Source organism: Desulfosporosinus meridiei DSM 13257 (assembly GCF_000231385.2).
In the GTDB taxonomy this organism is placed as follows: domain Bacteria; phylum Bacillota; class Desulfitobacteriia; order Desulfitobacteriales; family Desulfitobacteriaceae; genus Desulfosporosinus; species Desulfosporosinus meridiei.
This window is the reverse complement of record NC_018515.1, coordinates 2,486,042-2,512,327: the sequence shown is the minus strand read 5'-3', so window position 1 is coordinate 2,512,327 and position 26,286 is coordinate 2,486,042. Positions and strand designations below refer to the sequence as shown.

Annotated in this window: 22 protein-coding genes; all 22 read right to left on the bottom strand. The window is 43.2% G+C overall.

Features of this window, described 5'->3' with window-relative positions:
* Positions 1-76: 76 nt before the first annotated feature.
* The 22 genes from DESMER_RS11510 to DESMER_RS11405 all read right to left on the bottom strand — a co-directional run bounded on the left by DESMER_RS11510 (position 77) and on the right by DESMER_RS11405 (position 26,083).
* Positions 77-2,560, bottom strand: coding sequence for a LuxR C-terminal-related transcriptional regulator (locus tag DESMER_RS11510; RefSeq protein ID WP_014903223.1), 2,484 nt, complete (start codon positions 2,558-2,560; stop codon positions 77-79).
* Positions 2,561-2,738: 178 nt separating this feature from the next.
* Entirely contained in the window at positions 2,739-3,974 is a 1,236-nt protein-coding gene (locus tag DESMER_RS11505) for a diguanylate cyclase domain-containing protein (protein WP_014903222.1), read from the bottom strand.
* Between the two features lie 197 nt (positions 3,975-4,171).
* Positions 4,172-6,079: a [Fe-Fe] hydrogenase large subunit C-terminal domain-containing protein gene (locus DESMER_RS11500; RefSeq protein WP_014903221.1), complete on the bottom strand. Its 1,908-nt coding sequence runs from the start codon at positions 6,077-6,079 to the stop codon at positions 4,172-4,174.
* Positions 6,080-6,711: 632 nt separating this feature from the next.
* Positions 6,712-6,900, bottom strand: coding sequence for a hypothetical protein (locus DESMER_RS11495; protein ID WP_014903220.1), 189 nt, complete (start codon positions 6,898-6,900; stop codon positions 6,712-6,714).
* A 135-nt stretch (positions 6,901-7,035) separates the two neighbouring features.
* On the bottom strand, positions 7,036-8,139 hold the full coding sequence (locus DESMER_RS11490; RefSeq protein WP_014903219.1) for a GerAB/ArcD/ProY family transporter: 1,104 nt from the start codon (positions 8,137-8,139) through the stop codon (positions 7,036-7,038).
* Positions 8,140-8,146: 7 nt separating this feature from the next.
* A complete protein-coding gene (locus DESMER_RS11485) occupies positions 8,147-8,356 on the bottom strand; it encodes a hypothetical protein (RefSeq protein ID WP_014903218.1) in 210 nt (69 codons plus the stop codon).
* A 3-nt stretch (positions 8,357-8,359) separates the two neighbouring features.
* Complete coding sequence (locus DESMER_RS11480) at positions 8,360-9,517, bottom strand: Ger(x)C family spore germination protein (RefSeq protein ID WP_014903217.1); 1,158 nt, start codon at positions 9,515-9,517, stop codon at positions 8,360-8,362.
* Between the two features lie 14 nt (positions 9,518-9,531).
* On the bottom strand, positions 9,532-11,028 hold the full coding sequence (locus DESMER_RS11475) for a spore germination protein (protein WP_014903216.1): 1,497 nt from the start codon (positions 11,026-11,028) through the stop codon (positions 9,532-9,534).
* A 315-nt stretch (positions 11,029-11,343) separates the two neighbouring features.
* Entirely contained in the window at positions 11,344-12,306 is a 963-nt protein-coding gene (locus tag DESMER_RS11470) for a 3-hydroxyacyl-CoA dehydrogenase family protein (protein ID WP_014903215.1), read from the bottom strand.
* Positions 12,307-12,665: 359 nt separating this feature from the next.
* Positions 12,666-13,124 carry a toll/interleukin-1 receptor domain-containing protein gene (locus DESMER_RS11465; protein WP_014903214.1) on the bottom strand — a complete coding sequence of 153 codons (459 nt, stop codon included), beginning with the start codon at positions 13,122-13,124 and terminating at the stop codon, positions 12,666-12,668.
* A gap of 293 nt (positions 13,125-13,417) precedes the next feature.
* A complete protein-coding gene (nuoB, locus tag DESMER_RS11460; RefSeq protein WP_014903213.1) occupies positions 13,418-14,152 on the bottom strand; it encodes an NADH-quinone oxidoreductase subunit NuoB in 735 nt (244 codons plus the stop codon).
* A gap of 12 nt (positions 14,153-14,164) precedes the next feature.
* Positions 14,165-15,667 (bottom strand): hydrogenase large subunit, encoded by a 1,503-nt coding sequence (locus DESMER_RS11455; RefSeq protein ID WP_014903212.1) that lies wholly within the window; start codon positions 15,665-15,667, stop codon positions 14,165-14,167.
* Positions 15,668-15,672: 5 nt separating this feature from the next.
* Positions 15,673-17,136, bottom strand: a complete 1,464-nt coding sequence (locus DESMER_RS11450; protein WP_014903211.1) for a hydrogenase 4 subunit F — start codon at positions 17,134-17,136, stop codon at positions 15,673-15,675.
* 5 nt (positions 17,137-17,141) lie between these two features.
* Positions 17,142-17,756 carry a hydrogenase gene (locus tag DESMER_RS11445; RefSeq protein ID WP_014903210.1) on the bottom strand — a complete coding sequence of 205 codons (615 nt, stop codon included), beginning with the start codon at positions 17,754-17,756 and terminating at the stop codon, positions 17,142-17,144.
* Positions 17,757-17,773: 17 nt separating this feature from the next.
* Complete coding sequence (locus DESMER_RS11440; protein ID WP_014903209.1) at positions 17,774-18,670, bottom strand: respiratory chain complex I subunit 1 family protein; 897 nt, start codon at positions 18,668-18,670, stop codon at positions 17,774-17,776.
* Between the two features lie 2 nt (positions 18,671-18,672).
* A complete protein-coding gene (hyfB, locus tag DESMER_RS11435) occupies positions 18,673-20,691 on the bottom strand; it encodes a hydrogenase 4 subunit B (protein WP_014903208.1) in 2,019 nt (672 codons plus the stop codon).
* Between the two features lie 659 nt (positions 20,692-21,350).
* Positions 21,351-22,103: an NAD(+) synthase gene (nadE, locus tag DESMER_RS11430; RefSeq protein ID WP_014903207.1), complete on the bottom strand. Its 753-nt coding sequence runs from the start codon at positions 22,101-22,103 to the stop codon at positions 21,351-21,353.
* Complete coding sequence (gene nadD / locus DESMER_RS11425) at positions 22,096-22,707, bottom strand: nicotinate (nicotinamide) nucleotide adenylyltransferase (RefSeq protein WP_014903206.1); 612 nt, start codon at positions 22,705-22,707, stop codon at positions 22,096-22,098. Before nadD ends, nadE begins: the two co-directional genes overlap by 8 nt.
* Before the next feature lie 10 nt (positions 22,708-22,717).
* Positions 22,718-24,067 (bottom strand): nicotinate phosphoribosyltransferase, encoded by a 1,350-nt coding sequence (locus DESMER_RS11420; RefSeq protein ID WP_014903205.1) that lies wholly within the window; start codon positions 24,065-24,067, stop codon positions 22,718-22,720.
* Positions 24,068-24,088: 21 nt separating this feature from the next.
* The gene (locus DESMER_RS11415; RefSeq protein ID WP_014903204.1) at positions 24,089-24,754 is read right to left on the bottom strand and encodes a cysteine hydrolase family protein; all 666 of its coding nucleotides are present in this window, start codon (positions 24,752-24,754) and stop codon (positions 24,089-24,091) included.
* Between the two features lie 27 nt (positions 24,755-24,781).
* Positions 24,782-25,687 carry an NUDIX hydrolase gene (locus DESMER_RS11410; protein ID WP_014903203.1) on the bottom strand — a complete coding sequence of 302 codons (906 nt, stop codon included), beginning with the start codon at positions 25,685-25,687 and terminating at the stop codon, positions 24,782-24,784.
* A 141-nt stretch (positions 25,688-25,828) separates the two neighbouring features.
* Entirely contained in the window at positions 25,829-26,083 is a 255-nt protein-coding gene (locus DESMER_RS11405; protein WP_042333702.1) for a hypothetical protein, read from the bottom strand.
* Between the last annotated feature and the right edge of the window lie 203 nt (positions 26,084-26,286).

Genomic DNA, 26,286 nt, shown 5'->3' with positions numbered 1-26,286 from the left:
CTATACAAATCATTGTATAGTGGTTTTTTTACCGGTTACACCACCCAGCGGGTGATCTTAGGTGGGGTTAGGAGAATTAAAGGGAAGTTACATGCTGCTTCAAAAGTACTCGGTTATTGATGGACAGCTTATTGTAAACGTTCTTTAAAGTTGTTTTTACCGTATTAACCGTGATGAATAAACGCTCTCCAATTTCCTTGTTGGTCAGCCCCTGGACGACAAGCTGCACAATCTCCGTTTCCCGCTCTGTCAGGGCAGGCCTGTTCTCTGGAAAGTGTTCTCTCCTAATTTGCAATAGTGCTGCCTGGTAACTCTTGGAAATCTCTAATATCCTTCGGATACTGTCTTGAAAACGACTTTTTCCAGCGAGTTCCTCCAACAAAGGCTGGATAAAATCACTGTTTTCCATAAAAGGCAAATAAACCTCGTCCACCGCAGCAAGATCCAACCCTTTCTCCAGGGCCTCCAGGGCAGCGGTACGCCGGAAGATCTTTTCATTTGCGGCTGCAAGATAGATGTAGGCGTAAATCTCTCCCAATAAGTTGGGAAAAACCCCTGCCTCACCGAGAAATTCCTCGGCAGTGCCTAAAACTTTCAGATATTCCCCCTTAACCAGCAGTACCCTGCCATACACGAGATTCAAGAATACTTTGGCCGGAAAATACAGCCCGCTAGAATCCAAGTCCCGCTCTTTAATCCATAAGGGGATGCGTTCCTCCCTCTTCAGGCAGGCCTGAAGAAAAGAGTCACAAAGCTCTGCGGTGTGCATCAGGTTATACCAGCGTTTTCCGTAGAGTTCTTCGCGCATTTTCCGGAGAATATCAAGGGTCTGGGAATAATCCCCTCTGACAAGGGCCAATCTGGCTTGAAGAAACAGAGCACAACAAAGAATATCTCCCTGACCCCAGCGCTTAGCTGCATATAATCCCTTTTGTACTTCAATCTCTGCGCTGACAAAATCACCGTGGTTGAAATACCACTCTGCCTCCAGCACATATTCACTGCCAGAGCCATGCCCGTTGGTTATTCGGCTATATATCGGCATAGCTTCCTTCAGGTTCTGCACCTCTTGTTTCAGGGTTCCCGATTCTCTGTAAAACATATACAGGACTGATGGTGAGCCAAAAGTCCAACTGCCTTTGGTATCCAGAAACTCAGCCGGTTGTTTTAATAATTCCGCTGCGCTTTTGATGTGTTCGTACATTTTCCGGATGTTGTTGTATTCCGTGAACGATAAGAGCAGTTCAAACTCGCCCATCAACTGGGCAAGGCTCTCCGGCTCAAGATCTTGATTGCAACGGACTGCTTCAGCAAACTCTCCGCATACCTGTTGGAAACGCTCCATTTCGTTAAAGGAAAAAAGGCAAAGGGCGTAAATCAGCACAGCCGTGGGATGCCTGAGAAGCACTGTTTTCGGGCAGTTTTCAAAGAAGCGAATAAAAGCCTCGCGCTGTTCGTTGTGAATACTGTGTCCCCGATCCGCTTCTACCGCTAAAAGCAGGCTTTCGAATTCTTCAGCCCGATAGAAGTTTTCCATGGCTTCAACATAGTTTTTATTTTTCAGGGAAAACTCGGCAATCTTGCGGTAAAGCTGCCTAATAAAGTCCTTTTCTCTGCCTTCAAGCAAGTGGCGCAGATATCTGGTAAATATTTTATGCATGTGATAGGTTTTCGAACGTTCATCATATTTTACAAAGGCGTTTTTGGCGATAATCTCTGTCAAAAGCGCCTCCGAATTCGTATTGTTGCTTAAATAGATGGCCTGTTCAAGACTGAAGCTGTCTAAGAGGCAGAGGGACTGGAGAAGCTCCTTAATTTCATTGGGAAAATGCTGATAGATTGTACTTTCCAGCAGCTTATTAATATCCTGGGAGGTTTCCAGGATTCCAATCTCCATGTATTGGAGCATAATAAGGTAGAGGGCGCTGATCCAGCCCTCTGTAAGTGCATACAGCCTTGCTGCTTCATGATCTTTCAGGGTAATACCACAAAGACGGTAATAGGCTTTGATATCTTGCACAGAAAACTCAAAGGCTTCTTTGCCGATAGGCAGCAGATAGCCTTTCAAGCTTAATTCCTCGGTTCGCTGTAACTCAGTATGACGGGCAGTCAGCAGCAGATGCAAAGCTGTACTTTCGTTCATAACCAGAAATTCCAGGAAGCTGTTTAGTTCAGGACATTCCACAAGATGATAATCGTCAATCACCAGCACCGTAGTGCTTTTTAGCTCCATATCCTCAAAGAGGTTCAGAGCTTCCTGCCTGGCTGTGCTGTTACCGGGAAAGCCCAAGGCTGCAAGGCTTAGTGATCGGTCATAGTCTACCTCCCCCAGCTGTCGGCAGAGCCTCTGCCAGAAAATACTTAAGGAACTGTCCTGAACTCTCAGCCAGATTAAATTTACCTGATCCCTGCTCAACAGCTCCCTCACAGCCGTTGTTTTTCCATAGCCCATAGGCGCTTCGACAATTGTCAGAGGGTAGTTGGTTACTTCCTTGAGGGCATCAATTGTCCGCTTAGGAAAATAAAGATTTCTCGTTAAGTTCTTTTTAGGTTTCGGCATCTTCAATTCTCCAACTTTCAGTTTCTCATAAAGCAAACCTGCAGCGATTAAAATCGTTGAAAATATCCAGCCTGTTCTTCTACTGATATTCTCTATAGTTTGTTTATTTCCTCCAAAGATGGAAAATACCAAGAGCCTGCCGGCGAAGATGATTTTTTGAGCGGCAGCAGGATTTAGTTTAACTTGGCATAGTTAATCTGACACAGTTTCGCCCTTGTGATTTTGCTAAATACAAAGCCTTGTCTGCCCCTTCGATGCATTTACTGACATCAACTTTTCCGTTGACTTTAAGCGTACAAATCCCAATACTTACAGTAATATAGCCCCATTTCTTAGATGACCGGTGAGGAACTTTGAGGTCGTAAACCTTACTTAGGATCGCTTCTGCGATTCTTTCAATTTCCTCTGCAGAAGAATTAAAGGCACCATAAATGAACTCTTCCCCGCCCCATCGGGCAACAAAGTCCATATCATGCCTCACGACAGAATTGACCTGATTGGCAACGGCTCTTAAAATCTTATCCCCTGCGTTGTGACCATAAATATCATTGAACTGTTTGAAATAATCAATATCCAGCATTATTATGGACAACGTGGAATTATCTTTGACATATCGTTCAAAGCCTAGATCGATATGATTTCTAAAACTTCTGCGATTAGGTATTCCCGTTAATTCGTCAATAAGTGCCAACTCATTAAGTTGAAGATTAAGAGCAGCAAGTTTTGAATTAATGACTGTGTTCTCCAGGATCTTCCTTTCCAGAATCAAATTCGTTTCTTGCAGCATTTTATTACTCTTATAATCCCTGTAATAACTCAAGAAAATGATCCTTGAAGCCAGCCAGGAAATGATGATAAAAACGCTCAAATTGACGTAATGTCCTATAAGGATATCGTTGGAATCCTGAAAAAAAGGCAAACCTATTAAGAGAATAAGAACTGAACAAACGTAAGGTATCATTATTTTTTTATGATCTAAATAGTAGATTACAGAACAAATTATCATATTCACCATAAATACCATCAACTGGCCATAAAGTTTTTGATCCATCAAGGAGACAATGCTTCCCCAAGAAATTATGAGAGTTATATAGACGAGCAGGCCTATTTCTAGATTCCTTAGCTGAGCTATTGATTTATTCTCAATGTTACCTACTCTTTTGATATACAAAAGATATATACCATTTATGAGAATCATAAGGACATACATGATTAAATAATAGCTAAAATGAAATCGGCCATCCAATTTAAGAATAGCTGCACTTATGTCCACCCCTGCTAAAACTATGTCAAAGATAATCATCACAATTGCAAGTATCTTTCCCCGCTGGAAATTCTCCGCTAAGGTACTTCTTCTAAAATGATCATTTTGGGATTCTGCGATATTTATTTGATACAAATCTTTTGCCTCCATAAAACTACCCTCTATCAGATTTAGAGGCATTAGTAATTTTACTAATTATAGTGTAATTACTCCATAAAATTCAAGATCTTAAACTCCAATCGAAAGCGCGAAATAGACCGAACCTTTGTTGAGATCCGGTCTATTTCCGTTTGTGGAATGAAAGTATAACACTACCAATGTTGCAAATGAAATTATACATAATTCTCTTATATTGAAGAGTCTAAACCAACGAGGATTTCCTCCTCTTGCGCAGCCATTTCCTGAACTGTTGCTAGCATTTCGGCAACAGAATCGGAGATGTGTTGCATGTTTTCCTCTAAGGTAGAAGACCCTTGTTCAATTCCTGACAATACGTCGAGCATGGCCCGTTCCTCGGATATAGTATTGCTAACCACAGTCTTTGATTGCTCTGCCAGTTTTTTCACTTCTTGAGCTACAACCGAAAATCCGCGACCGCCTTCCCCTGCCCGAGCCGCTTCAATGGAGGCATTTAGAGACAGTAGGTTTGTCTGGCTAGATATCTCGACAAGTTCACCGGAAGCCGAGGCAAAATTGTTTAATTTCTGGGTCATCGCATTAACGCTATCCTTAAGCAATATAGCCGTGTCTAAAGTTTGAGAGATGTAATTAGAAATGTTGTTTAAGCTTAAAACACTTTCCTCATTGCTCTTCGCCATTTGCAAAACCGTGGATTTAATGGAGTCAACATATTTCTGCCGTTTAATAATGCCCTTTTCCTTCTCGATATCGGCAGCTTTAAGCTGGTCGACTAAGGTATTCATCTCGTCTATGCTATCTGATTTAGCAAATATAATTTCTGCCCTACTATAGTCGATACAGCTTTGAACGATATTTGAGCCATGATAGATAGAGACTGCCATATCTCGACAGGTGGCGTGCCCGCAGGCAGTGCAGTTCAATTCTTTTGCCTCCTGGGTTGTTTTGTGCATTTTAATATAGATGCTGTTCAGTTCGGATTCAGAAGGATTGCTAAGGGGCTTTAGTGCTCGATTCCTATCGTATGCGCGAAAGAAGTCACTTAGTCTAAGGTTTTTAGTGAAATATTCGTCAAGCCAATTTAGACGAGACATCTTGCTAAAATGCTTATTCCTAACCCTTTCCTCTCGTTTAACAACCTTTAAGCTGTTTAATGTATTATCGATATCATCAAGAACTGACTTGTCTAAACTTGTTCCTGTTCCAATATTGCAACCGTGAGAACAGTTTAAGATATCGACAAGTAAGGGTGCAGATTTGCCCTGCTTCAGTCTAGAAGAATATGTTTTTAGATAGTCACAAGCTTCCTGAGGACCTTCTACTTGCCTAACCCATGCGTCAGGGTTTCTAGCTTCGACATTTTCCCGAAGACCGCCGGGGCGACTGAATAGCAGTCCTAACGAACAATCTAAGTCATTGAATTCAACTTCTTCGTAATTATTGAGGTTGACATTGTGGGCTTCGAGGTACTTTGCCAGGTTATTATAGGTTACGTTATAGCTTATTGTATTGTCAGTACTTTCGAATTCCGTTTTCTTTGCGATACATGGAGATAGCATTGCCAAGGCAGAAGTGTCTTTCACGTACTGCTTAATATATACAGCCGTACACATCATAGGGCTGTGAATGGGGGAAAGTTGCTCAAGTAATTCCGGAACGTATTTTTCAATATAATTGACGACTACGGGACAAGGTTGAGCAATGAGTGTTTTTAGATTTTTTTCATTGATTGTCTTTAGATACGCCCAGGTACAGATATCTGCTCCCAGCGATACGTCATAGAAGGCATGAGCTCCAAGGGATTTAAGATAGCCAAAAAGCCGTTTGTAATTTGGAAAATTTACACGTATTGCGGGAGCTGTTAGTATTGAGACTCTGCTGCCGCCTTTTAATTCTGCAAAAAAAGAGGTAATATCGTCTTGATAGTACCGAGCACTATGACTACATACTTTTAAGCATTCTCCACATTCAATACAATTCTCTTCGCTGATTTTTACTTTTACATTCCCACTTGTGTCTAAATATGCGATGTTCCCATGGACTGGGCAATGTCTGATACAATTATTACACCCCTGGCACTTATCGATATCCGTATGAATGTGACACGCTGCTGACAATTCTTGCTCCACCTTTCACAATCTAACATTTATGTAAGCCAATTTACCTTAAACTGCTTTGCCATAAAGTTATGCATTCTTGCTTTAATTATTGTTCTTAATTGAATAATTGTCATAGGATAATGAGGCATAGATAGTAATTATAATTCTTATTTTAGTTATTTTGATAGTTTTAAAGTGTCTCCAGTATATAGACTAAAGGGTTAAAGCATATTCTATTATATGTTATATTATTTAAAGATTCTAGCAAATATTTTATATTTAGTTTTATGAAAATGGAACGATCGTTTTAGTAAAGATCGATACATCTCAGATTCCAATTGGAGCCCCAGTATGGATTGGTCCTTGAGAAGATGTAAAATAGTGATTGGGGATAAATATTTAAGCTAGCCTTGGGGATTAAAGCTCTTACCCTCCTCACCCTAACCAGGCAAAACTGTCATGTCCAATTTTTGGGATATGAGGGTTTTGCCTGGTTAGATTACCTTAGCATAGGAAATCGCAAGCTTTTAGCAGATAGTTAGCCCCGTTTTGGCAAACCAAATCGGTGCTAATTATATTCCGTGCTGGCGGGACCTCTTTGATATTTCTTATATCGCTTACGATGCAACATTAATATTTAAAAAATTACACTAATCACTATCTTTTTCAATAACAATATATGCTTGTCCTGTGATTATACTTTCGCCTAAAGCACATGCAGATATATGCTTAACTTTCCAGCCTTCTTCTAAATACCTGTTTACGATATCCAAACCGTCATCTTCTTTTGCACCGATCATTTTTCCATTACTTCTAACCCATATAACCTTTTCCATCATCAATCTCCTCCACTTATATAATTTTAACAAATGTTCAATTGCACATATCTACTAATACTCAATGTATAATCAGTATAGCATACCCATCTACATATAGTAGGAAGCCGGTGCATGACAGCAACTTATATCAACACATCAATATTTCTTTCCGATATGTAATTGACCCGTTCTGATTCTTAGTTCAGCAATAACTAGGATGATGGCAGGCAAAATCACCTGAAAGGGCAGGGCATAATAAGCATAGATCTCAAAAGCAAAATAAATCATGTCCATGATATTTTCATACATGATATAAGCCAATAGAACCATTAATAGGCCTGTTTGAACAACAATTGATCTGTAATTTTTTAACCCGAATAATTTGCTGATTCCAATACAGGTTACATACAAGCATACACTCACTTTTATAAAGTCGGTAATTACAAATGTCGTAGCAACTGAAACTTCAATTCTCTGGATAAATTCACCAATATTTATCCGGCTAACTTCAACATAGAGGGGAAAATTAACCACGCTGACAATATCACCGCCTAAAACAAGGATATTTCTTAGGGTAAGCAGGACACCGATGGCCGCAAAGATAAACAGCCCCGAATAATATACCCGGTAAATTGACGTTTCGGTCTTCAAGGCAGAAAAAACAGCCAGAAAAAGCACCGTTTCAGCAAGCGGAAAGGAAAAGATATCAAAGGCGCTGTTTAAAACCGGCCCAATCCCATCATACATTACCGGTTTGAGGTGGGCAAAATTCCAATAAGGAATGACCAGCAAGCTGGTTATAAACATGATAATAACAACGATGGGCAAGAAAATTTTACTGCAGCGTCCCAGAAGCTCCACTCCCGCTATGACCGCCCAGATGGATAAAAAACCTAGAAAAAGCATGGGCAAAAGCATGGGTGTCTCCGGCATTGCAACAGTGTTAAAGAATTCTCCAAGATCTCTGATAACCATGGCTCCTAAATGCAAGGGATACCAAATATACGCTAGGGCTACTATTTTTCCTAAAACATTGCCAAAAACCAAATTAAGAATATCGAATATATCCCTTCCTTTAAAAAGCGAGAGCAGCCTGGCGTAGATAAAAATTATGGGCAGGGCCATCAACGTTCCCATAAGAGCGGCAATCCAGGCGTCACTCTTGGCAGCTGGAGCCAATCCCATAAACAGATTGCTTCCTATCATGAACAAGGTTAAGAGGTAAACCCCCTGTTTAGTAGTAATCATTTCCTTATTCATACCTTACCTACTTCCCTAAGATTGAAATTATCAAATTTTTGATGGGATATACCGGACTGGGTATTGCTACATCCAAGCTGATTAAAAAGGCGATGGCAAAGGTCAGTAGAGTAAGGGCCATATTGACGCCAAAGTCCCGCCAAAGCTTTTTCCTGTATAAAGGAATTAAATCTAAATAGATAATCAATGCGTAGGAAAAAATGACCAAAACAACCATACCTTAATCTCCAATTCTAAGAGGGTGAGAGAATGCGGCACTATTTTTGATGGTAAGTTCCGGATGAACAGAAACCTTTAAATCTTTAAATTTATCGCCCCATAATGTCTCGATTTCTTTCCAAGTACCAGGCATATCCGTTTTAACTTTAGCTCCAAACCCGAAGATATCGCAGTTGTACTTCATTTGAACTTCTTGGACTAGATTTTCAATACTCTTTTTCATACTCTCTTCGGCACTTTTCTCCAGCCTAAGCCTTCCCGGTTCATCAATATAGTTTTCCGTGCCTTCGATCTCATCGATGGCAACCGTAGTTTTAATATCAATGGAGATTTCTACATTCCCATCTTTCTCAACAGGTTTTAGTTTCGTCCTAGTATCTAATATTTTTAAAGATACTTTTGAACCGGCGTTGTCCCCTTCCCCATTCTGGACAAGTAATCCGCCATCAACCTTGTTTTGAATAAAGAGCAAGTCCCTCGTGTCATTGTCATTTAAAAAGCCGACCAACTTATCCTTTTTAAAGACAGCGGTTCCCGTCACAGAGGGCAAGGTTCGGCTATTGACTTTCTTGAGGGACACTAACGGAAGGACTGCTGAAATACCGCTGCCACCTAAATCGTTGATCAAATTCCATAACTCTTTCTCTGGGGCATTGGCGATAGTTTTTTGATTTTTCATCACCTTGTCCAGTTCAAAAGAAATGATTTGGTCCGTTTTGCTCCCGGTTTCCAGTATTTCTTGGGCAGTGCTTGCCTGGGATACCAGCACTTCAATATCCTCCCTGAGCTCGGCGTTCCTGGCTAACCAATCAATAACTTTTACTGCCCCCTCTTTCGCCACAGCCTGGCTTAAAACAGCGACCCTGGCATGAGCAAAATACAATTTTTTCCCGGATATGGAATCCATATTTTTTTTAGCGTCCAACAGCGTATCTCCAGCCACTGTAATGGTATTTGAATTCATGATTGCTTCTCCACCGTTCTTAATATCCGCGGTTTCGACGGTTAACAGATATTGATCGCCGCTTTCGCCTTTGTCAATGGCTATCCCCGCCACAAACCTCAGCGTATCGATCTCCCGATAGTTCCAGCAACCGGCTAAAAACAGGGTATTCGCTAAAATCAAGATCACTAATAGAATTTTACTTGTAGATTTCATTAAGCTGCTTACCTCTATTTTCTATGATCTGACTCTTGGTTCTCCACCACCGGGAGCCGAGGGTGAAAATTCACTTGCCGCCACGGTGTTCTGGTAACCGTATCCTTGATGTTGTTCTCATCAAAAGCAGTAGTCCCTAACAAATAGGGGACGCCATAGGAACGCATTTGCATAAAATAAATAACCAGTCCGATTAAACCGAAGATAATTCCGTAAAAGCCCATAAGAAAAGCAAGGAATAACAATAATAGCCTTAGAATTATGGGGAAGCTTTTAAACTTTACGGTCAGGAGCGCCGTAATACCGGTCAATCCACTGACGATCACCATAGGAGCGCTGATAAACCTGGCTTCAATTGCTGCTCCCCCCAGGATTAATGCCCCCACTATAACTACCGTCTGCCCGATTGCCGCTGGCATTCTCGTCCCGGTTTCCCTCAAGATTTCGAACAAAAAACCCATAATCACCGCTTCCACGATTGTCGGAAAGGGCGTGCCTTGCCTGGCAGCTGTAATACTTAATAAAAGGGGTGTCGGTATCATCTCTTGGTGAAATGTTGTCAGGGATACATAAATTGCCGGGAGGAATATTGCTGCAAAGGTACCGATCATCCTTAAGTTTCTACTGACCGACGCAAATAAGGAGTCGTTATAGTAATCTTCATCTGCCTGAAAATATTCAACAAACAAAAACGGCAGCGTGAGCACAAACGGACTTCCGTCAACAACAATTGCAATCCTTCCTTCCAGCAGCTTCCCGGCTACATTATCCGGTCTTTCTGTAGAAGCTACCGTTTCCAAAGGCGACAAAGGAGCATCCTTGATGAGTTCCTGGATATAGCCGGAATCCATAATCCCATCGATTTCAATGTTATCCAGCCGGTGAATCAATTCCTGAAGAACGTTTTCGGGGGCTACCCCGTCTATATAGCAAAGGCAGATTTTGGTCTTGGTGCTTGATCCCAATTCTTTGAATTGAAACTTCAAGTCCGGATTTTTGATTTTCCGCCTGATTAGGGACAGGTTTATGATTAAAGACTCGACAAAACCTTCTCTTGGTCCGCGCACGGCCCTCTCGGCTAAGGGTTCATCAATGGGCCTGGTCTGCCATCCTTTGGTACTTATAATGAGAGCTTGCTTATAGCCCTCCACCAGCAAGACCGTATCACCATTGATTGCGGCCCCGACCAAATCTTGAATATTGGCTGTTTCTTTGACATCGCCGGAGGCAATCACTTTATACTGCAATTCTTCCAGTAGATTGCCATCAGAAATTCCTTCGTTTAAGTTTCCGCCTAAAATAGGCTGAATAATATTCTCATTGATCACTTCGTTATTTACCATGCCATCAATGTAGATAACACAGCAGGCAGCAGCTTTTAAATACTTATTCTGAAACTTCCTGACAATCAATGTATCATCATTTGTGAAAATGTCTTTAAATAATTTGATGTTTGCGTCGACGGAATTGGTTAATTTCTTCTCTTCTTTCTTGCGAAAGAAACTAAACATACACTCAACTCTTCCTATTTGTATTGGATACCTTATTATGTGATACTATGAATTCCGTTATGCGTGAGCTATATCTCCAGGAAAATGCAGCAAGATCTATCTCCCTGGCCTTTGATTCAAATCCATTCCATACAGTACTCCCCTACCTGCTTTAACCTTATACTACCCATTTTCATGGCCATAACATGCCAGACCCACTTTGGAATGAGAATTCCAAAGTGGGTCTGGCATGGTGACAACTCTGATAAATTTGTTTGGCTCTCAGAAATATCCTTTCAACGAATGGCTGCCCAGCATCTGGAATTTTGATGAAACCTACTCCTCCCAGTCTAAATATCCTTGCTTATCTTTGCTTAACCATTCAATCAAGTTATCTTCCCGAATCTTATTAATTTTAAACACAGAATCCGTCGGCCATTGGTAAAAACCCGAGCCCGTTTTGGCCCCGAGCTTTCCTTCTGCGATAGCCTTTCTTAAAACTGGTGAGACTTCATGACTGGTGCAAAGATCTTCTAATAGATAACTTGAAATGCTGCCGATAATATCTAAACCACTTAAGTCTGCACTTTCAAAAGGACCGGTTGTTGATAATCGGCGTCCTAAGGCGTATTTCATCGTTGTATCAACGGCTTCTTTGCTGGCAATACCGGAATCTATAATGGATAAGGCCTCGCGCAGCATGGCAAACTGCAGACGGTTACCGATAAAACCTAAAGCTTCACGGTTTAATACAACGGGTTTCTTCCCGATTTTTTCTAATAATTTTGTGGTAAGAACAATGGAATTCCGGGAAGTATGTTCTCCCGGGACTACCTCAACCAGCGGTATCAGCTGAGGGGGATTCCAGAAATGGGCAACAACAAAACGATCTTTATGTTTTAGCTTTGCTGCAATGGCAGTTGGGCTTAATCCAGATGTACTTGAAGCAAAAACGGTTTCAGGTGAGCAAAATTTCTCGATTTTTGCAAAGATTTCTTGTTTAGAAGAAAGATCTTCGCTAATCGATTCGATAACAAAGTCAGCACCTGCCATTGCTTCCTCTAATGTCGTTACACCTCTGATTCTCTCCATGATAAGCGGCATCTCAGAGGTATCAACTAAACCATGGTCATCAAACCTTTGCAGTATTTCAGCTATCCTCTTAATCCCCCCCTCGATACTAGCCTGGGTTCGGCCATACATATTGACCTGGTAACCGGCTAAAGCGAAAGTTAATGCGATCCCCGGACCGATTGTACCTGTTCCTAAGTTACAAATTCTTTTTATATCCGCTAACATATAACTGCCCCTTTCATATCTTAGCCTCCCTATTTAACATATCTGGATTATTCGTTAAGCATAAAATAATTACCTTTTCTTTCATACCAGATTTTCTTGATAAAAGGGTCCTAAAAACAAGGGTTAACGACGGTCCGCCTCCTTATTCCCCTGCAGGAAACGTGAAAAGGCTAAACAACCCATCCTAATTTAATTATAAAGGATCATAACCAGACAGACACAAGGGGACAGTTGTACCGTCCCTCTGTGTCCCCAGGAACACTTTAATTGTTCACTTGTAATATCTTAATAACTAAAAAAGCCAATCATCAAGTGATTAGCTTTTTTAGCGAATACTTTATATTAAATTTAGTGATTCATCATAACACTACTTCAAGAAATTTGTTTTTAACTTCTTCCCATTTATTTTCTGGTATAGAGGTATTATAAATTTTTGTTATTCTATCTTTGAGATTGGTCAATTCGATAGCAGACGTTAAATTATAACCTTTCTTACTGTTTAAGCCTTTCACTACGTAATTTAAATTTGGTAAGATATAAATTGAATATTCATTTTGTGCTCTCCAAGCTGCCCTCATTTCATTGATACAATGGATATTTTTAAAATAATTATTGGACAACATATAAAATACATTCAATCTTTGTTTAATATGCTTATTTAGATATTCGAATATATCTTCATCTCCAGTTACACCATGCCTTTCTGAAGATGTATACAGTATGTCAGCTTCAGGAACACCTAATTGTTCTAAAACATCTACAAATGCATCACACATCTCTTTATCTTCTGATGAGTGACTGATAAAAATCTTCTTCATTTTGAACTTTACCTCTTTTCTCCAAAATCTTGGCTAAAAAAATGTTCTAAACTTAGAAACCACACCATCAGATAGATGAGAACGAGAGCTAAAATGAAATCACAAATTGTTTGTTTTTTGTTCATCGGGTTGTTGCATTTTCTGGCGGGTTTCTTCAGCAATGAGTGCTTTCTGGGTGACATATAAAACGGTATCTTTTTTCTGGAACTTAACAGGGCAATCAAAACGCATTTCGTTTTTGAGCTAAGGAGTGGGTTGAGTGTGGAGAGTGCTGCCTTCCTACTTCCCTTAAGCTACATCCGATCCAGAGCCAGCATTAACCCATGAATAATAGCCTGCGGCCGCGGAGGGCAGCCAGGCACGTAGATATCAACGGGAACAAAGGCATCAACAGCCCCTCTAATGGCATAGCTCTCACCGAAAATCTGATCGCCGCTGCAGGCACAGGCCCCCAGGGCCATGACCAGTTTGGGAGTAGGTGTTGCCTCATAGGTCATCATGAGCGCCTGGGTAGAATTACGGGTGACAGGCCCAGTGACCATCAACAAATCCGCATGCCGGGGAGAGGCTACAAAGTCAATCCCATATTGTTGGATATCGTAAACAGGGTTGCAGACATGGTTCATTTCAAAATCACAGCCGTTGCAGGAACCGATGTCCAGATGCCTGATATGCAGGGACCGGCCCAGGACCCTGCGGATTTTATTTCTCAATTCTGAACCGGTATTCTCAACCAGTGAACCGCCTAAGGTTGCCAGTTTGTAATTAGAAGTTTGTTTTAAACAACCGTCTTGGCAAGACTCTACGCAGAGTCCACAAAAGACACAGGCCTTCTGGTTAATCACCGGTGAACCTTCGTATAATTTGATTGCCTTGGTAGGACAAACATCGACGCAAAGCTTGCAACCCTTACAGGCTGCATGTTGCTCTACGACCACTTCACCCCTCGAACGTTCCGGAGGTACTGACTTTTCCCAGGGTTCTGTTACATTACCAGTGGCGAGAACTTTTTTCCAAACCTTTAACAATGCCGCACCCTCCTATCTGTCAACACAGGCGTATGATAACTCATAGCTCTTATTTATGAGCGGGAAGTCGGGGATGATGTTGCCGGGTGCTGCTACGGTTAGGGCCGGCCAGTTAGGATAAGCGGCAGACCGAGCATACAGGCGGTAAACCGTATTGTTTTCCCCTACCATCAGCCAGTGAAGATTATTGCCCTGGGGTGATTCACACCAGCCAAATCCGCTGCTGTATGGTTTAATGGTGGGGATAGCTGCCTTCAGGGGTCCCTGGGGCATTTTCTCTAAAATCTGGCGGATCAGCTTCACTGTCTGAGCCACTTCATCGACACGGACCCACAGACGGGCAGCCACATCACCTTCGGTATAGACCGGAACGTCAAATTGCAGCGCAGAATAACAACCATAAGGAAAATCCCGCCGGATATCTACATCAACCCCGGAGGCCCTGGCACCGATTCCTACTACTCCTAAATCCAGAGCTGCCTGCCGGGGTACAATGCCGGTGGTCTCGACACGGTTCAGGAAGGCATCATTTCCTCTAAAGAGTTCGATCATCTCATCGAAGTCAGGCATCAGTTTGTCCAGCATTAACCTGATCTCAGCGCTTAACTGCTCATTGATGTCCAGGCGCACACCACCGGGGACCACCATGCCGCGCAGGAAACGGTGACCGGTAAGTGCTTCGTTGACCCTCATGATATCTTCCTTCAGACGGGCACCTGCCATAATTCCGACAGCAAATCCCATCCCGGCACATAGGTTGCCGATATCCCCCACATGGTTGTAAAGGCGCTCCATTTCACCTACCAGGGCTCTTAAATACTGCGCTCTTAACGGAATGGTTACACCGGCTATATTTTCAATAGCCTGGCAATAGGACAAAGAGTGGGCAATTGTGCAGATACCTGAGATGCGTTCGACCTGGTAAAAAGCGCGTTCAATCGGCACCCCTTCAATGGCTTTTTCAATGCCCCGGTGCAGGAAGAATAACTTGGCATCCAAGCGGATAATGTCCTCACCTGCCTGGCTAAAGCGGAAGTGACCGGGTTCAATAATACCGGCGTGGATGGGACCTACCGGAACCGTAAACACTCCCTCCCCTTCCACTCCGGCCATGGGGAACTCTTTCTTAGCAGTGGGTACAGGTGTTTGGCTGTTAAAGTCTTTGCGCAACGGGAAGATCCCCTGTGGCCAGTTTTCATGCAGGGCCAGCGGTCTTAAATCCGGGTGACCCACGGGCTTTAGACCAAACATGTCGTAAATCTCACGCTCATACCAGGCAGCGCCTGAGATTTTAGGTGTAATTGAAGGAAACTCCAATTTCCCTTTATCTTTCAAAACAGCTTTGATGACCTGCATACTTTTACCTACTGAAAACAGGCAGTAGATAGCATAATTTCCGTTTAATTGCCGTTCGTCATTGGCGAACATGGACATCAGACCATTTTGTCCGTCAGCATAGAGCTGGTAGGCAGTCTCCCTTAATTCAGCAGCGGGAATCGTTTTGTAATCCTTCATGCTTCCTAACCTCCTATCACAATTTCTGCTGCCTTAGTTAAGATTTCGCTTAGAATCGGCGGCAGGTAAACTCCACCGATTATCATTAGGCAGAGAGAAAGACCAATGGCAGTTAGAGCGACTGGCGAAACATTGGCCCGCTTCATTTTTTCAGGAACGTTGCTAAAGGTCATCTTTAAGGCGTAGTTCATCAAACCGGCAAAGACACCGACCAGCAACAGAAGAGTTAACCCGCCTAGGAGCCACATTTTGTTCTCGAACATGGCCATGATCAGTAGGAACTTACTAATAAAGATGTTCAGCGGCGGTGTCCCTGTGATGGCTAAGATGCCAATCATGAACATAGTCGCTACGCTGGGCATCACTCGGGCAATTCCTTGGATCTCTTTAATATGTCTGGTTTTATATTCCTGGCTGATGATACCGACCAGATAGAACAGAGCAGACTTGGCTATGGCATGGTTAATGATGTGTAAGAGGGCTGCATACACTGCCAGGGGGGTACCGACACCGAAACCGATGGCGATAATGCCCATGTGTTCGACGGAAGAATAAGCCAGCAATCGTTTAACATCATGCTGTACCAAGACAAAGGGTATGGCCAGCAAAACAGAGAGTATACCAAGTCCGAGCAGGACTGTATGAATAAACTCTGTCCCAATGGTTCCTTGGATAATAATGATATTGCGAATCAGAGCGTAGAAAGCACAGCTCAGCAGCGCACCGGATAAAAGCCCGCTAACCGGCGAGGGGGCCTGACTGTGGGCGTCCGGCAGCCAGGTATGCATGGGAGCCAGACCGGCCTTGGTGCCGTAACCAATCAGGATGAAGACAAAGGCTAATTTAACAATGGTAGGATTAAGGGTGTTACTGATTTGCTTCAAGTAGAGCCAATTCAAAGCCTGGGTCTCGCCAACCGCATTAACCTGGGCGTAATAGAGTATCATCGTACCCAGCAGAGCTAAACAAATACCCACCGTGCAAATCATGACGTATTTCCAGGCTGCTTCCAGGGCAGAACGGTTGAAGTAGAAGGCCACCAGCAGCGCGGAAGCCAGAGTCGTACCTTCCACAGCCACCCACATCAGACCCAGGTTTCCCACGACCAGAACGCTGACCATGGCAAAGGTAAACAAGTTAAGCAGGGCGTAGTAGCGGGGAATCATCTTTTCCGTGGCATGCCCTTCTTTTACTTCCCTCTCCATATAAGGCAGGGAAAATAAGGTGGCAGTAAAGGTCAGCAGAGCTACCACTAATAGCAGTACAGCACTCAGGTAGTCCACATACAGAAACTCACTGCTAAATACTTTAATTTCGGTAATTTTGCGAATTATCGCCAGTATAATGCCGCTGGTTAAGGCGCTCCCTGCCAGATTAGTATAGCGGATCGTGGTAAGATTCTTTTGCGTCAGGGTAATTAACCCTACGACAATCGGCAGCACTAAGGCCGCTAAGATCAACTCGAACATCGATATCACCCCTTTAACTCGTTTAAGATGCTGGTGTCTGTGGTCTCAAAGGAGTACTTAAGTCTATGAGTGAGAATTACCAAGACAACCACAGCAACCAGGATATCAAAGAAGATACCCATCTCGATGATCAGCGGCAAACCTTTGGTGATGGATAAACCTAAAAGGTACAGTCCGTTCTCCATGGTTATTAAACCGACAACCTGCATAATGGCCTGAGAGCGGGCGATGATCATCAAGAGACCGATCATCGTTAAAGCGATGGCAGCTCCCAAGGTTTCTCCCGCCATATGGGGCAAAACTTTATTGACAAACCCATAGGAAACAATGATCGCCAGAATGGCCAGGAGGAACGAGACGTTGAAGTTAGCGATTTCCCGTTCATGTTTTAATTGCAAGGTAACCCTCCAAAGGGAATAGACGATTAAACCAACTTTAATGACCGCCGTCAGCACAGCGGCGATATACATATGAAATTCCCCGGTCTTAAGACCGAATATCAAACAAGCCAGAGCCACAATCACCGATTGAAGCCCTAAGATACCGACAGCAGTCCGCAGAGAGGATACCCTGGTTAAAATGACCGCACCGGCTAAGAGCAGGATTGTTAATAGTGTCATGAATATTTCCCTCCTTGCTACATGGCGATAATCGCCAGTAGTGATAAGCAGCCGGTTGCGATCAACAATCCTGGTAATCTGAAAAGACGCATCTTGTTGGTACTGGTTTCAATACCAGCCAGGACAAACGCAATCACCAGGACCTTCAGGATCATCCAAACAACGGGGGGCAAGCTACCAACCGGGTTCCAGGGCAGAAAGAAGTTGACCATCAGCAGGATGGTAACCAGCTGCTTAATTGCGGAAGCCCAAAAAATCAAACCAACTGAGCGTCCGCAATACTCTAAGACCATACCTTCGTGAACCATGGTTAATTCCAGATGAGTATCCGGGTTGTCCAGCGGGATACGTCCGGTTTCAGCAACCGTAAGAATCAGAAAAGCGATGGCTGCCAGAATGGCCGATAAGGAAATTCCGGAAGCTGCTGCGGCACCGGCCATTTGAGACATTACCGTGCTATTAGCCCGCATAGCCACAGTGAACAAGGTCAGCATCATCACAGGCTCCACCAGAACATTGATAAACATTTCCCGGGAACCACCCATTCCGCCAAAGGTACTACCGGCATCCAGGGAGGCCAGGGCCAGAAAGAACCTGCCCAGTGCCAGCATGTAGATCAAGACAAAGATGCTGTCATAGTGCAGACCACGGTCAAACAAGAGAGTCGGGGCCAAGGCTGCCGCTCCCAGGGCTGTGGCAAAGTAAATATAAGGTGCCGCCAAGAATATCCAGGAAACTGTCGGAGAAATTACATTATCTTTTTTGAAGTATTTCCTTAGGTCATAGTAAACCTGAAAGTAACCGGGTCCCCTTCTGCTTTGCATTTTGCCCTTGGTGTTTTTGATCACACCTGCTACCAAAGGAGCCAGCACTGCCAGCACGACAACCTGAATGATCATGAACAATACTGACATGCTTACCACCTCACTCCCAGAATTAGAATAACGACGGTTACCAGCAGGACATAACCGATGTAATGCTGCAAATTACCGGATTGCAGGGGTTTGACACGGTTGACCAAGAACAAGATTCCTTTTTTGACCGGTCGATAAAGCCACACGTCGATCAGATAGCTAATCCCCACGGTCATTTTCATCTTAACCCCGTGGTAGGGATTAAGGGATTTATCGGCAGTAACCGTGTCTTTCGTACGGAGAAAAGCCTTATAGGCCCGGCGAACCGGTTGGGCAAACCCGGTGGCAGTGTATTCCATCCGGGCATTGGGAATAATACCGCAGGTCCAGGTTTCCCCTTCCACATTTTTCGGTTTACCATTGAAGTTGTAGATCAGCACTGCGGCGATCAGACCAACAACCAGCATGCCTATGACCAACGGCATGGCGATAACGCCATTAGCCTGTGGAATGTTAAAGGCTGCAGCATACCACTGGTGTTTGAACAGAGTGCTGACATCAAGTCCGGTAAATGGGGATAAAACTCCCTGTAAAAGCTTGAGCATCCCTTGGGGCCAAACACCCAGGGCCAAACACATTAGGGACAGCAGGCCCATCCCGGTCAGCATTGTGGCGGGAACTTCTTTGGCCTGTTCCGCGTGTTTACTGCGGGGCTTGGCCAGGAAAGTTACCCCAAAGGCCTTAACAAAACAGTTCGCTGCCAGGGCCCCCGTTAAGCCCAGCAAACCGATCAAAATAACAGACCCTAAACGAGGAATGATACCGGTTACTGCCTGGGGCAGATAGAAAAGTGACTGGTAGGTCAGCCATTCGCTGACGAAACCGTTAAGTGTCGGCAAAGCTGAGATTGCAGCGGCACCGGTCAGAAAGAAAACTGCGGTGTATGGCATTTTCTTGATCAGTCCGCCCAGGTCCTCGATGTTTTTAGTATGGGTAGAATAGAGTACTGAACCGGCACCCAGGAAGAGCAGGGATTTAAAGACGGCGTGGTTAAAAAGGTGATAAAGTCCTGCCACAAAAGCCAGTCCCGCCAGGATAGGCTGATTGTTACTCATGAAGACCATACCCGCGCCAATACCCAGCAAGATGATCCCGATGTTTTCTACCGAGCTATAGGCCAGCAGACGCTTTAGGTCGTTCTGCATCAGGGCATATAAAACACCCAGGACTGAGGAGACAATGGCCAGAAAAAGAACCACCTCACCCCACCAGGCAGGTCCGACACCCAAGAACTCCAGGAAAAACCGGCACATACCATAAATTGCAGTCTTGATCATTATCCCGGACATCAGAGCCGAGACATGGCTGGGTGCCGCCGGGTGTGCTTCAGGCAGCCAAATGTGCAGGGGGATCACACCTGCCTTGGTACCGAAACCAAGTAAGGCACAGAAAAAAACAAGATTACGCAGGGTATTGGTTAAGGAAGCACCTTTGAACATTTGGAAGTCCAAACTGTGCACCGTCATACTAAGAATTAAAAAGGCCGTGGTAATAAAGACTGTTCCCAGGGTGGTCATCAAAATGTACTTATAAGCGGCACGGGTGTTAGCTGTCTTTTCATATTCATGGTTGACCAGGAAGAAAGAAACTACGGTCATTAGCTCCCAGGCGATCAGGAAATAGGCCACCTGGCTGACGGTCAGGACCAGAGCCATTGATAAGATAAAGCAGTTATAAAGGGCGGCCATTAATCCTAATCGCTGCTTGTAATACTCCCGGCTGTAGCCGAGAGCGTAAATACTGGCCGCTGTCCCTACTACTCCTAAGGCCAGCAGGAAAAATGCAGCTAAATTATCAATTCGGATGATTAACGCTCCCACCGGCAGACCCATAGCATAAGTGAAAGTCACTCCACCGGCAATAAATACTTCAACTGAACAGGCCACAATGGCTAAACAACCGAACACTGATAAACCGTGAGCTAAAATGTTCGTTATTTTTGGGCTGCTGCTCGTGAGGATGGGCAGTAAAATGCCTGCGCTAAACAGCAGCAGCATTATCAGATAGATATTTTCTGTCACGAAATTCACCACCTACTTACTGGTTTGTTTGGGGAATTCTGAACGGGTATTCTCTGTGCAATCTGTGGTTGATTAACTGAGTATGGTAATTATTTCACTAACCTGCCTACTCCTTTCCCGGAAAAATATTATTAGCTGCTACATGGTTGAGCGGTTTGACATTATACAACATTAATAAGCAAGAACCATGCCTAAATAATAGCTTCATATTTTTTCTGGCAACTATAGATCAAACCCGCATATTTACTGGAATTGATGGAATTTTGCAGTCAAATAAAAACTTATCAGCTTCTGGGTAGACTTTAAATGACGTATACGTTATTGGTATAGGTATGAAAATATTGCATGGTTCTGGATAACAAATACCCTCACCACCATTCCAAGTTGTTCAGTTCTGGATTGAAAAATTAGAAAACGACACAAAAATAGCCGGATTTTAGCATTGCTAAAATTTCGGCTATTAAAAACTCAAGCCTAAAATAGAACTTGAGTTTATGGATTTTTAACCTACTATCCTGGCATTAATTGCTTGGAATCAAATTCGAATTACCCTATATTCCCGAGGGACAGCATACGTCCTTTTCTTCTGAATACTATAAGCGAGCACAGAGTAGCTCTGGCTCGCTTTCAATTTTACCTGTCATACATATAAGAGGTTATTAAAGAGTTGCTAAAACAGGTGACTCAATCGTCCCATAGCTATATGGTAACTGTCGTTTATGAGCGTTTTTGTGGTAAGCTTTTCTAATTTTCTCGATGTTATCAGGCTTCGCGATACCTAATCGTATAAAGGTATCGATTTCTTTGTAGGTAATCCCCATTTCCCCTTCATCAGTTTGTCCTTCCCAGAGCCCGGCTGAAGGTGCTTTCTCAATAATCTCTTTTGGGATACCGAGTTCCTTGCCAAGTTCCACGACTTCAGTTGCTGTTAAGTCAGAAATCGGACAAAAGTCAAACGAACCATCACCCCACTTGGTGAAATATCCCATCACAGCTTCCGAGAGATTATCGGTACCGGCTACCAAGTACCCCCTTTCTTGAGCAACGGCATAAAGTGTGGTCATACGAAGGCGCGGTTTAATATTTGCCGAAGCCATCAGAGAAAGGGGTCCCCCCATTCCTTCTTTGAGGCTCTGAGACAGCGCTGAATAACTATCCTTCAGATTGACTTCGACTGTCTTAATTCCGAGTTGTTCAGCGACACGGAGCGCATCCTGTTTATCCGTTTCAACACTATCACAAGGCATGACCACACCAAGAACATTGTCTGTTGCCAATTTCGAAAGAGCAGCTACAGTGTTGCTGTCCTTTCCGGAAGACATTCCAATCACAATACCCTTGGCTCCAGCGTCTTTCAAGATACCTTTAATCCATTCCACTCTGTTTTTAATCTCTTCATTCCATTCACGCATTAAAACCCCATCCCTTCAAATTATTTTCCAGATAAAAGTACGTTGGTTCCGGTACAAGATAACGGACACTCTTACCGACTTTAAGCAAGTCACGGACATGAGTCGAATTTCCATCATTTCGTATATAGCCTTCAGGAATTAAAAAGCTTTCCAAATTTGCCAGGAGTGACGGGTTTTTCCGAATCATCTTTTGGGGGTTATCTCCATTCCGGGGAATAACAATAAAATAGTAATCATCCATAAGTTCTTGAAAATCGTTCCAGGTATCAATCAGCCTTAAATTGTCGGAACCTATGACAAACGCCATCGGATGATCCGGATACTGTTTTCGCAGCCTACGCAGTGAGTCAATCGTATTCAGCAGGGTTGTCGACTGAACCTCTATTTCAGAGACTTCAAACTTGGTGTTTGATTCACACGCTAGCTTTAACATCTCCACACGATGTTCAGCTGACATGAGTCCTCTCTTTTCATACAAATCGCTCACCGGTAAAAAGATAACCTTTTCAATGTCATAGAGATTGGTAATCTGTTCTGCTATCGCTAAATGAGCATTTGTAACAGGACTAAATGACCCGCCAAATACTGCAATGAAACCTTCCATCCCCTCACCCCTACTGAATTCGCTCAAGATTTGGGTTATCGCAAGGGCCTCGCCCGACTTTATGCATTTCCACCCATATTTCGTCTAACTTTACTCGGACAATATCCGATGTGTAATCGTTATTTGTTTCATCCGAGTTTTCCAGAAGTGAAGAACCGACCCCGTAAATATCAACCGGCACACCTAATTCCTCAAACATCGTGATTTTTTTGGCGTTAAAGCCTCCTGTAACCACAATCCGAACCGCATGGCACCACTCTTTAGCCACCTGAATCGCTTCAAATGGAATATCCCATTGTTTAAAAACATCATTGATCGCGTTGCGCAGTGCCCAGATTAAGCGTGGATTTACGCCACAGTCTAATTTCTTATCACCCAGGGGAGGAATTGACACATCACGCATATTCCCCGAGGTATCTGGGCGAACGCCAAAGAGTTGATACTTTTGGGCTTCTTCCTTTTTACCCTCTTTTAAAAGACTCCAATACTTGTTGAACATCCTTTTCATCACCTCAAGAGTGTCGCCAAGGCAATCATTGTGGTAATCCACGAGGGCAATCCTGGGGACTTCAACCGGCATAATCCGCGAAAATTGCATCATGGTTTCGGACGTATCGCCGAGGAAAGCCGCGATGGATGCATGGGCTATTGTACCCCCGGCTTTCCCGCCCCACCAATCACCTTGGTCGTCGGTAGAAACAAAGGTATTGGATGTCTTACCGTATTTCTCGTTATACGCTTGTACTGCCAAGGAATAAGCATACCCGTGCAGCGCCTGCATTTTGTAGTGAACGAAACGAGCTGGAAAGAAGAGAATATCTTTCCCTTTCGCCGCTTTAAGAACATTATAAACGTTCGTAGCTACCCGTGATGCCTCCGAAAGAGCCCCCAGAATCGGAGTTTCCAGTAATGCGAAATAGCGATAAATTCCTCTCACTTTAAGCACGGGTTGTACGCCCATGGGGTTTCCATCATATTTAACGAATGTCCCATCCTCAACCACTTCGATCTCAAGCGTATGATACATATTAACAAAGTCACCAATATCATCATAATAACCGGTGCATTCTTTAAGAATAGTCAAAGCCTCGTCGACCCCAGCCACCAAACTATAGGGTTTTCGTCGAGTAAAAAATTGCATCTCAACGACAATATCACCGTTTTTTACTTGGGCCAATTTATCCTCCGGAATATCTTGAAGGTCACTTTTGCCTTCAAACGTATAGTCTTCTTCTGATAGAGTTTCGAGGATTTTGACGATATTTAAGAAATACGCGTCAGAGTACCACCCTTTTCTCATCCGTTCAGTGTCAATTTTAAAGATTTCAGCCGGCAGTCGTTGACCGTTAAAAACACTCATATCTTCATCGCTCCTTTCTTTCTATTCAACTAACGTCGAGACAAGTCTCACGCCATTTGAGGACATATACATTAGCCCAAGCATCTGATAAACGTCGCCATCATGAATACCTGGGATATCAAAGGTTTCCACGCCTTGGGTTAAAACGATCACCGAAGAGTCCCTGTTTCGCCGGTCGAAATCTGCTTGAGCGGTTAGAGCGAATGAGGCGATACAAATATCCGTGCAGTCGCCAACAACGATGAATGTATTAATATCTGGATGGACATTTAGCCATTCTCGAAACTCCGCTTCAAGATAACCATTGATTGAGTTTTTATTAAAGACCAGACAAAGGCCTCGGAACTCCTCCACGACTTCTGATTCCTTAGAGTTATACCCGCAGTGTATGGGATAGCGTTTGAATTCAGGACTTTCATCGGTGTGATTATCTGCAAAAGCTACGATGGGGATACCACGATCGTTGCAAATTTGCATGACTCTCTCGATTTCAGCGATAAGCCCTTCGATTCGGGGACTGTAAAGTGCACCTTCCTTGGCAAACCCGTTAACCATGTCAATGACCACAAGGACTGTTTTAGTTAGGTCTAGATCGCTGGCCGATAATGCCCCCAAGTTGTTAAGAACATCAACTTGTTTGCTTAGAACTTGATTCGCAAATCCTAAAAAATCACGTTTATCAAACACTTCAATTCCCCCTCAATAGTTTCTCCTTCAAAAATTATCGTCCTCATCCCAATTGGGGTTAAATCGAAAGAGTTCAGCGGGTTTATGTGCCTTTCCCCTTTGAAACTCTCCGGTCCCGTTTACCATCTTCTCGATCTTTAAACGAAATTGAGCTTTATAAAGGTTTTTACCAAGAATAACTTCATAGACCTTCTGCAATTCGCTTAGCGTGAAGCGATGGGGCATCAACCTAAAAGCAATATCGGTATAATCAACCTTGTTACGTAAGCGCTCGATGCTGTACTGAATGATGCGCGCATGGTCAAAAGCAATTCCCGTCTGTTCGACAACTTCTCGCCTGTACTCAATGGTGGTGCCTTTTACAATCTTGATGATCTTAATGATCGCAGATAACCTTACTTCATCACTAATAAGTTCAAGCTGAACCCACTTCTGCTGAATAAAACCATCTTCTGATAGAGTTTTTTCTTTTTTAAGTACAGTATCTTTAACCGTATACCACTTCGCATCAGACGCATCGTCACCAGCTTGAATATTAAACTTTGTGGAATCCAATAACGCTAAATAAGAAATGCTGATCACCCGGGTTCTTGGATCACGATTTACTTCGCCCCAGGTATATAACTGTTCCATGTAGCTACAGTCTAGGTTGGTTTCTTCTTTAAGCTCTCTGACTGCTGCATGGTCAACATCTTCTTTAGGATTAACGAATCCCCCTGGCAACGCCCATTGGCCCAAATATGGATGCCCACCACGCTTTATTAGAAGCACTTGGAGTTCTTGATTCGAAAGGTTTCGTTTGTTGACTTCATCATCACTGGTAATCGTGAAAATCGCAGTATCAACAGTTACAGAAGGTCTTTCAAATTGCCCCGCATCATAGCTCGTTAAAAATTCTTGTTCCGTAAGTTCTTGATGGTCTCTTAATTCCATTTGAAGCACCCCTTACTTAGTATTGAATCATTACCATCTGATGTTAGTATTATTTTATTACTAACTTATTCACACGTCAATAGTTAGTAATAAAAAAGTACTAACTATTTTTCGCAAAATATAAGCGCATTATTCCGATTACTAATAAATAAAGAGGGCAATTTTGAGATGTCTCAAAATTGCCCTCTCTTCCCAGTCAGTCAAAAACAAGCTGTCATCTAAAATCTTGATTGAAGACTCGCTGTTAGGTCTTACCCAAATATCCCTTCCGCTAAAATCCCAAACCTTATTTACGAACTTATCCACTTTAATAATGTCAATTTCTCCATTAACGATGTAACCATCATCAAACGGGTATATTTCGATGCCCGTTCCAAAGCTTAATATAAGAACCATGTTTTCTACTCGTTGACTCTTTAAAGTCAAATAAAACAAAATAGTTATCAATCAGCACAACAAGTCTGTCATCCTCTAACACAGCACAATTTTCAACATTTCCATATGCTCTTCCAATGATAGCAACTTTATAATCGACCGTTGAACCGTGGACTAAAATAGAGTAGGCACAAATAAAATCATTTCTGCTATAGCCTTCAGTT

What these genes read in the sequence shown, in the direction of transcription:
- DESMER_RS11475 (WP_014903216.1), bottom strand. Translation starts at nt 11,028, where the DNA reads ATGTTTAGTTTCTTTCGCAAGAAAGAAGAGAAGAAATTAACCAATTCC.
- DESMER_RS11440 (WP_014903209.1), bottom strand. Translation starts at nt 18,670, where the DNA reads ATGTCAGTATTGTTCATGATCATTCAGGTTGTCGTGCTGGCAGTGCTG.
- DESMER_RS11450 (WP_014903211.1), bottom strand. Translation starts at nt 17,136, where the DNA reads ATGTTCGAGTTGATCTTAGCGGCCTTAGTGCTGCCGATTGTCGTAGGG.
- DESMER_RS11405 (WP_042333702.1), bottom strand. Translation starts at nt 26,083, where the DNA reads ATGGTTCTTATATTAAGCTTTGGAACGGGCATCGAAATATACCCGTTT.
- DESMER_RS11470 (WP_014903215.1), bottom strand. Translation starts at nt 12,306, where the DNA reads ATGTTAGCGGATATAAAAAGAATTTGTAACTTAGGAACAGGTACAATC.
- DESMER_RS11445 (WP_014903210.1), bottom strand. Translation starts at nt 17,756, where the DNA reads ATGACACTATTAACAATCCTGCTCTTAGCCGGTGCGGTCATTTTAACC.
- DESMER_RS11420 (WP_014903205.1), bottom strand. Translation starts at nt 24,067, where the DNA reads ATGAGTGTTTTTAACGGTCAACGACTGCCGGCTGAAATCTTTAAAATT.
- DESMER_RS11485 (WP_014903218.1), bottom strand. Translation starts at nt 8,356, where the DNA reads ATGGTTGTTTTGGTCATTTTTTCCTACGCATTGATTATCTATTTAGAT.
- nadD (WP_014903206.1), bottom strand. Translation starts at nt 22,707, where the DNA reads ATGGAAGGTTTCATTGCAGTATTTGGCGGGTCATTTAGTCCTGTTACA.
- DESMER_RS11510 (WP_014903223.1), bottom strand. Translation starts at nt 2,560, where the DNA reads ATGCCGAAACCTAAAAAGAACTTAACGAGAAATCTTTATTTTCCTAAG.
- DESMER_RS11495 (WP_014903220.1), bottom strand. Translation starts at nt 6,900, where the DNA reads ATGATGGAAAAGGTTATATGGGTTAGAAGTAATGGAAAAATGATCGGT.
- DESMER_RS11480 (WP_014903217.1), bottom strand. Translation starts at nt 9,517, where the DNA reads ATGAAATCTACAAGTAAAATTCTATTAGTGATCTTGATTTTAGCGAAT.
- DESMER_RS11455 (WP_014903212.1), bottom strand. Translation starts at nt 15,667, where the DNA reads ATGAAGGATTACAAAACGATTCCCGCTGCTGAATTAAGGGAGACTGCC.
- DESMER_RS11490 (WP_014903219.1), bottom strand. Translation starts at nt 8,139, where the DNA reads ATGAATAAGGAAATGATTACTACTAAACAGGGGGTTTACCTCTTAACC.
- DESMER_RS11410 (WP_014903203.1), bottom strand. Translation starts at nt 25,687, where the DNA reads ATGGAATTAAGAGACCATCAAGAACTTACGGAACAAGAATTTTTAACG.
- DESMER_RS11505 (WP_014903222.1), bottom strand. Translation starts at nt 3,974, where the DNA reads ATGGAGGCAAAAGATTTGTATCAAATAAATATCGCAGAATCCCAAAAT.
- nadE (WP_014903207.1), bottom strand. Translation starts at nt 22,103, where the DNA reads ATGCGTGAATGGAATGAAGAGATTAAAAACAGAGTGGAATGGATTAAA.
- DESMER_RS11465 (WP_014903214.1), bottom strand. Translation starts at nt 13,124, where the DNA reads ATGAAGAAGATTTTTATCAGTCACTCATCAGAAGATAAAGAGATGTGT.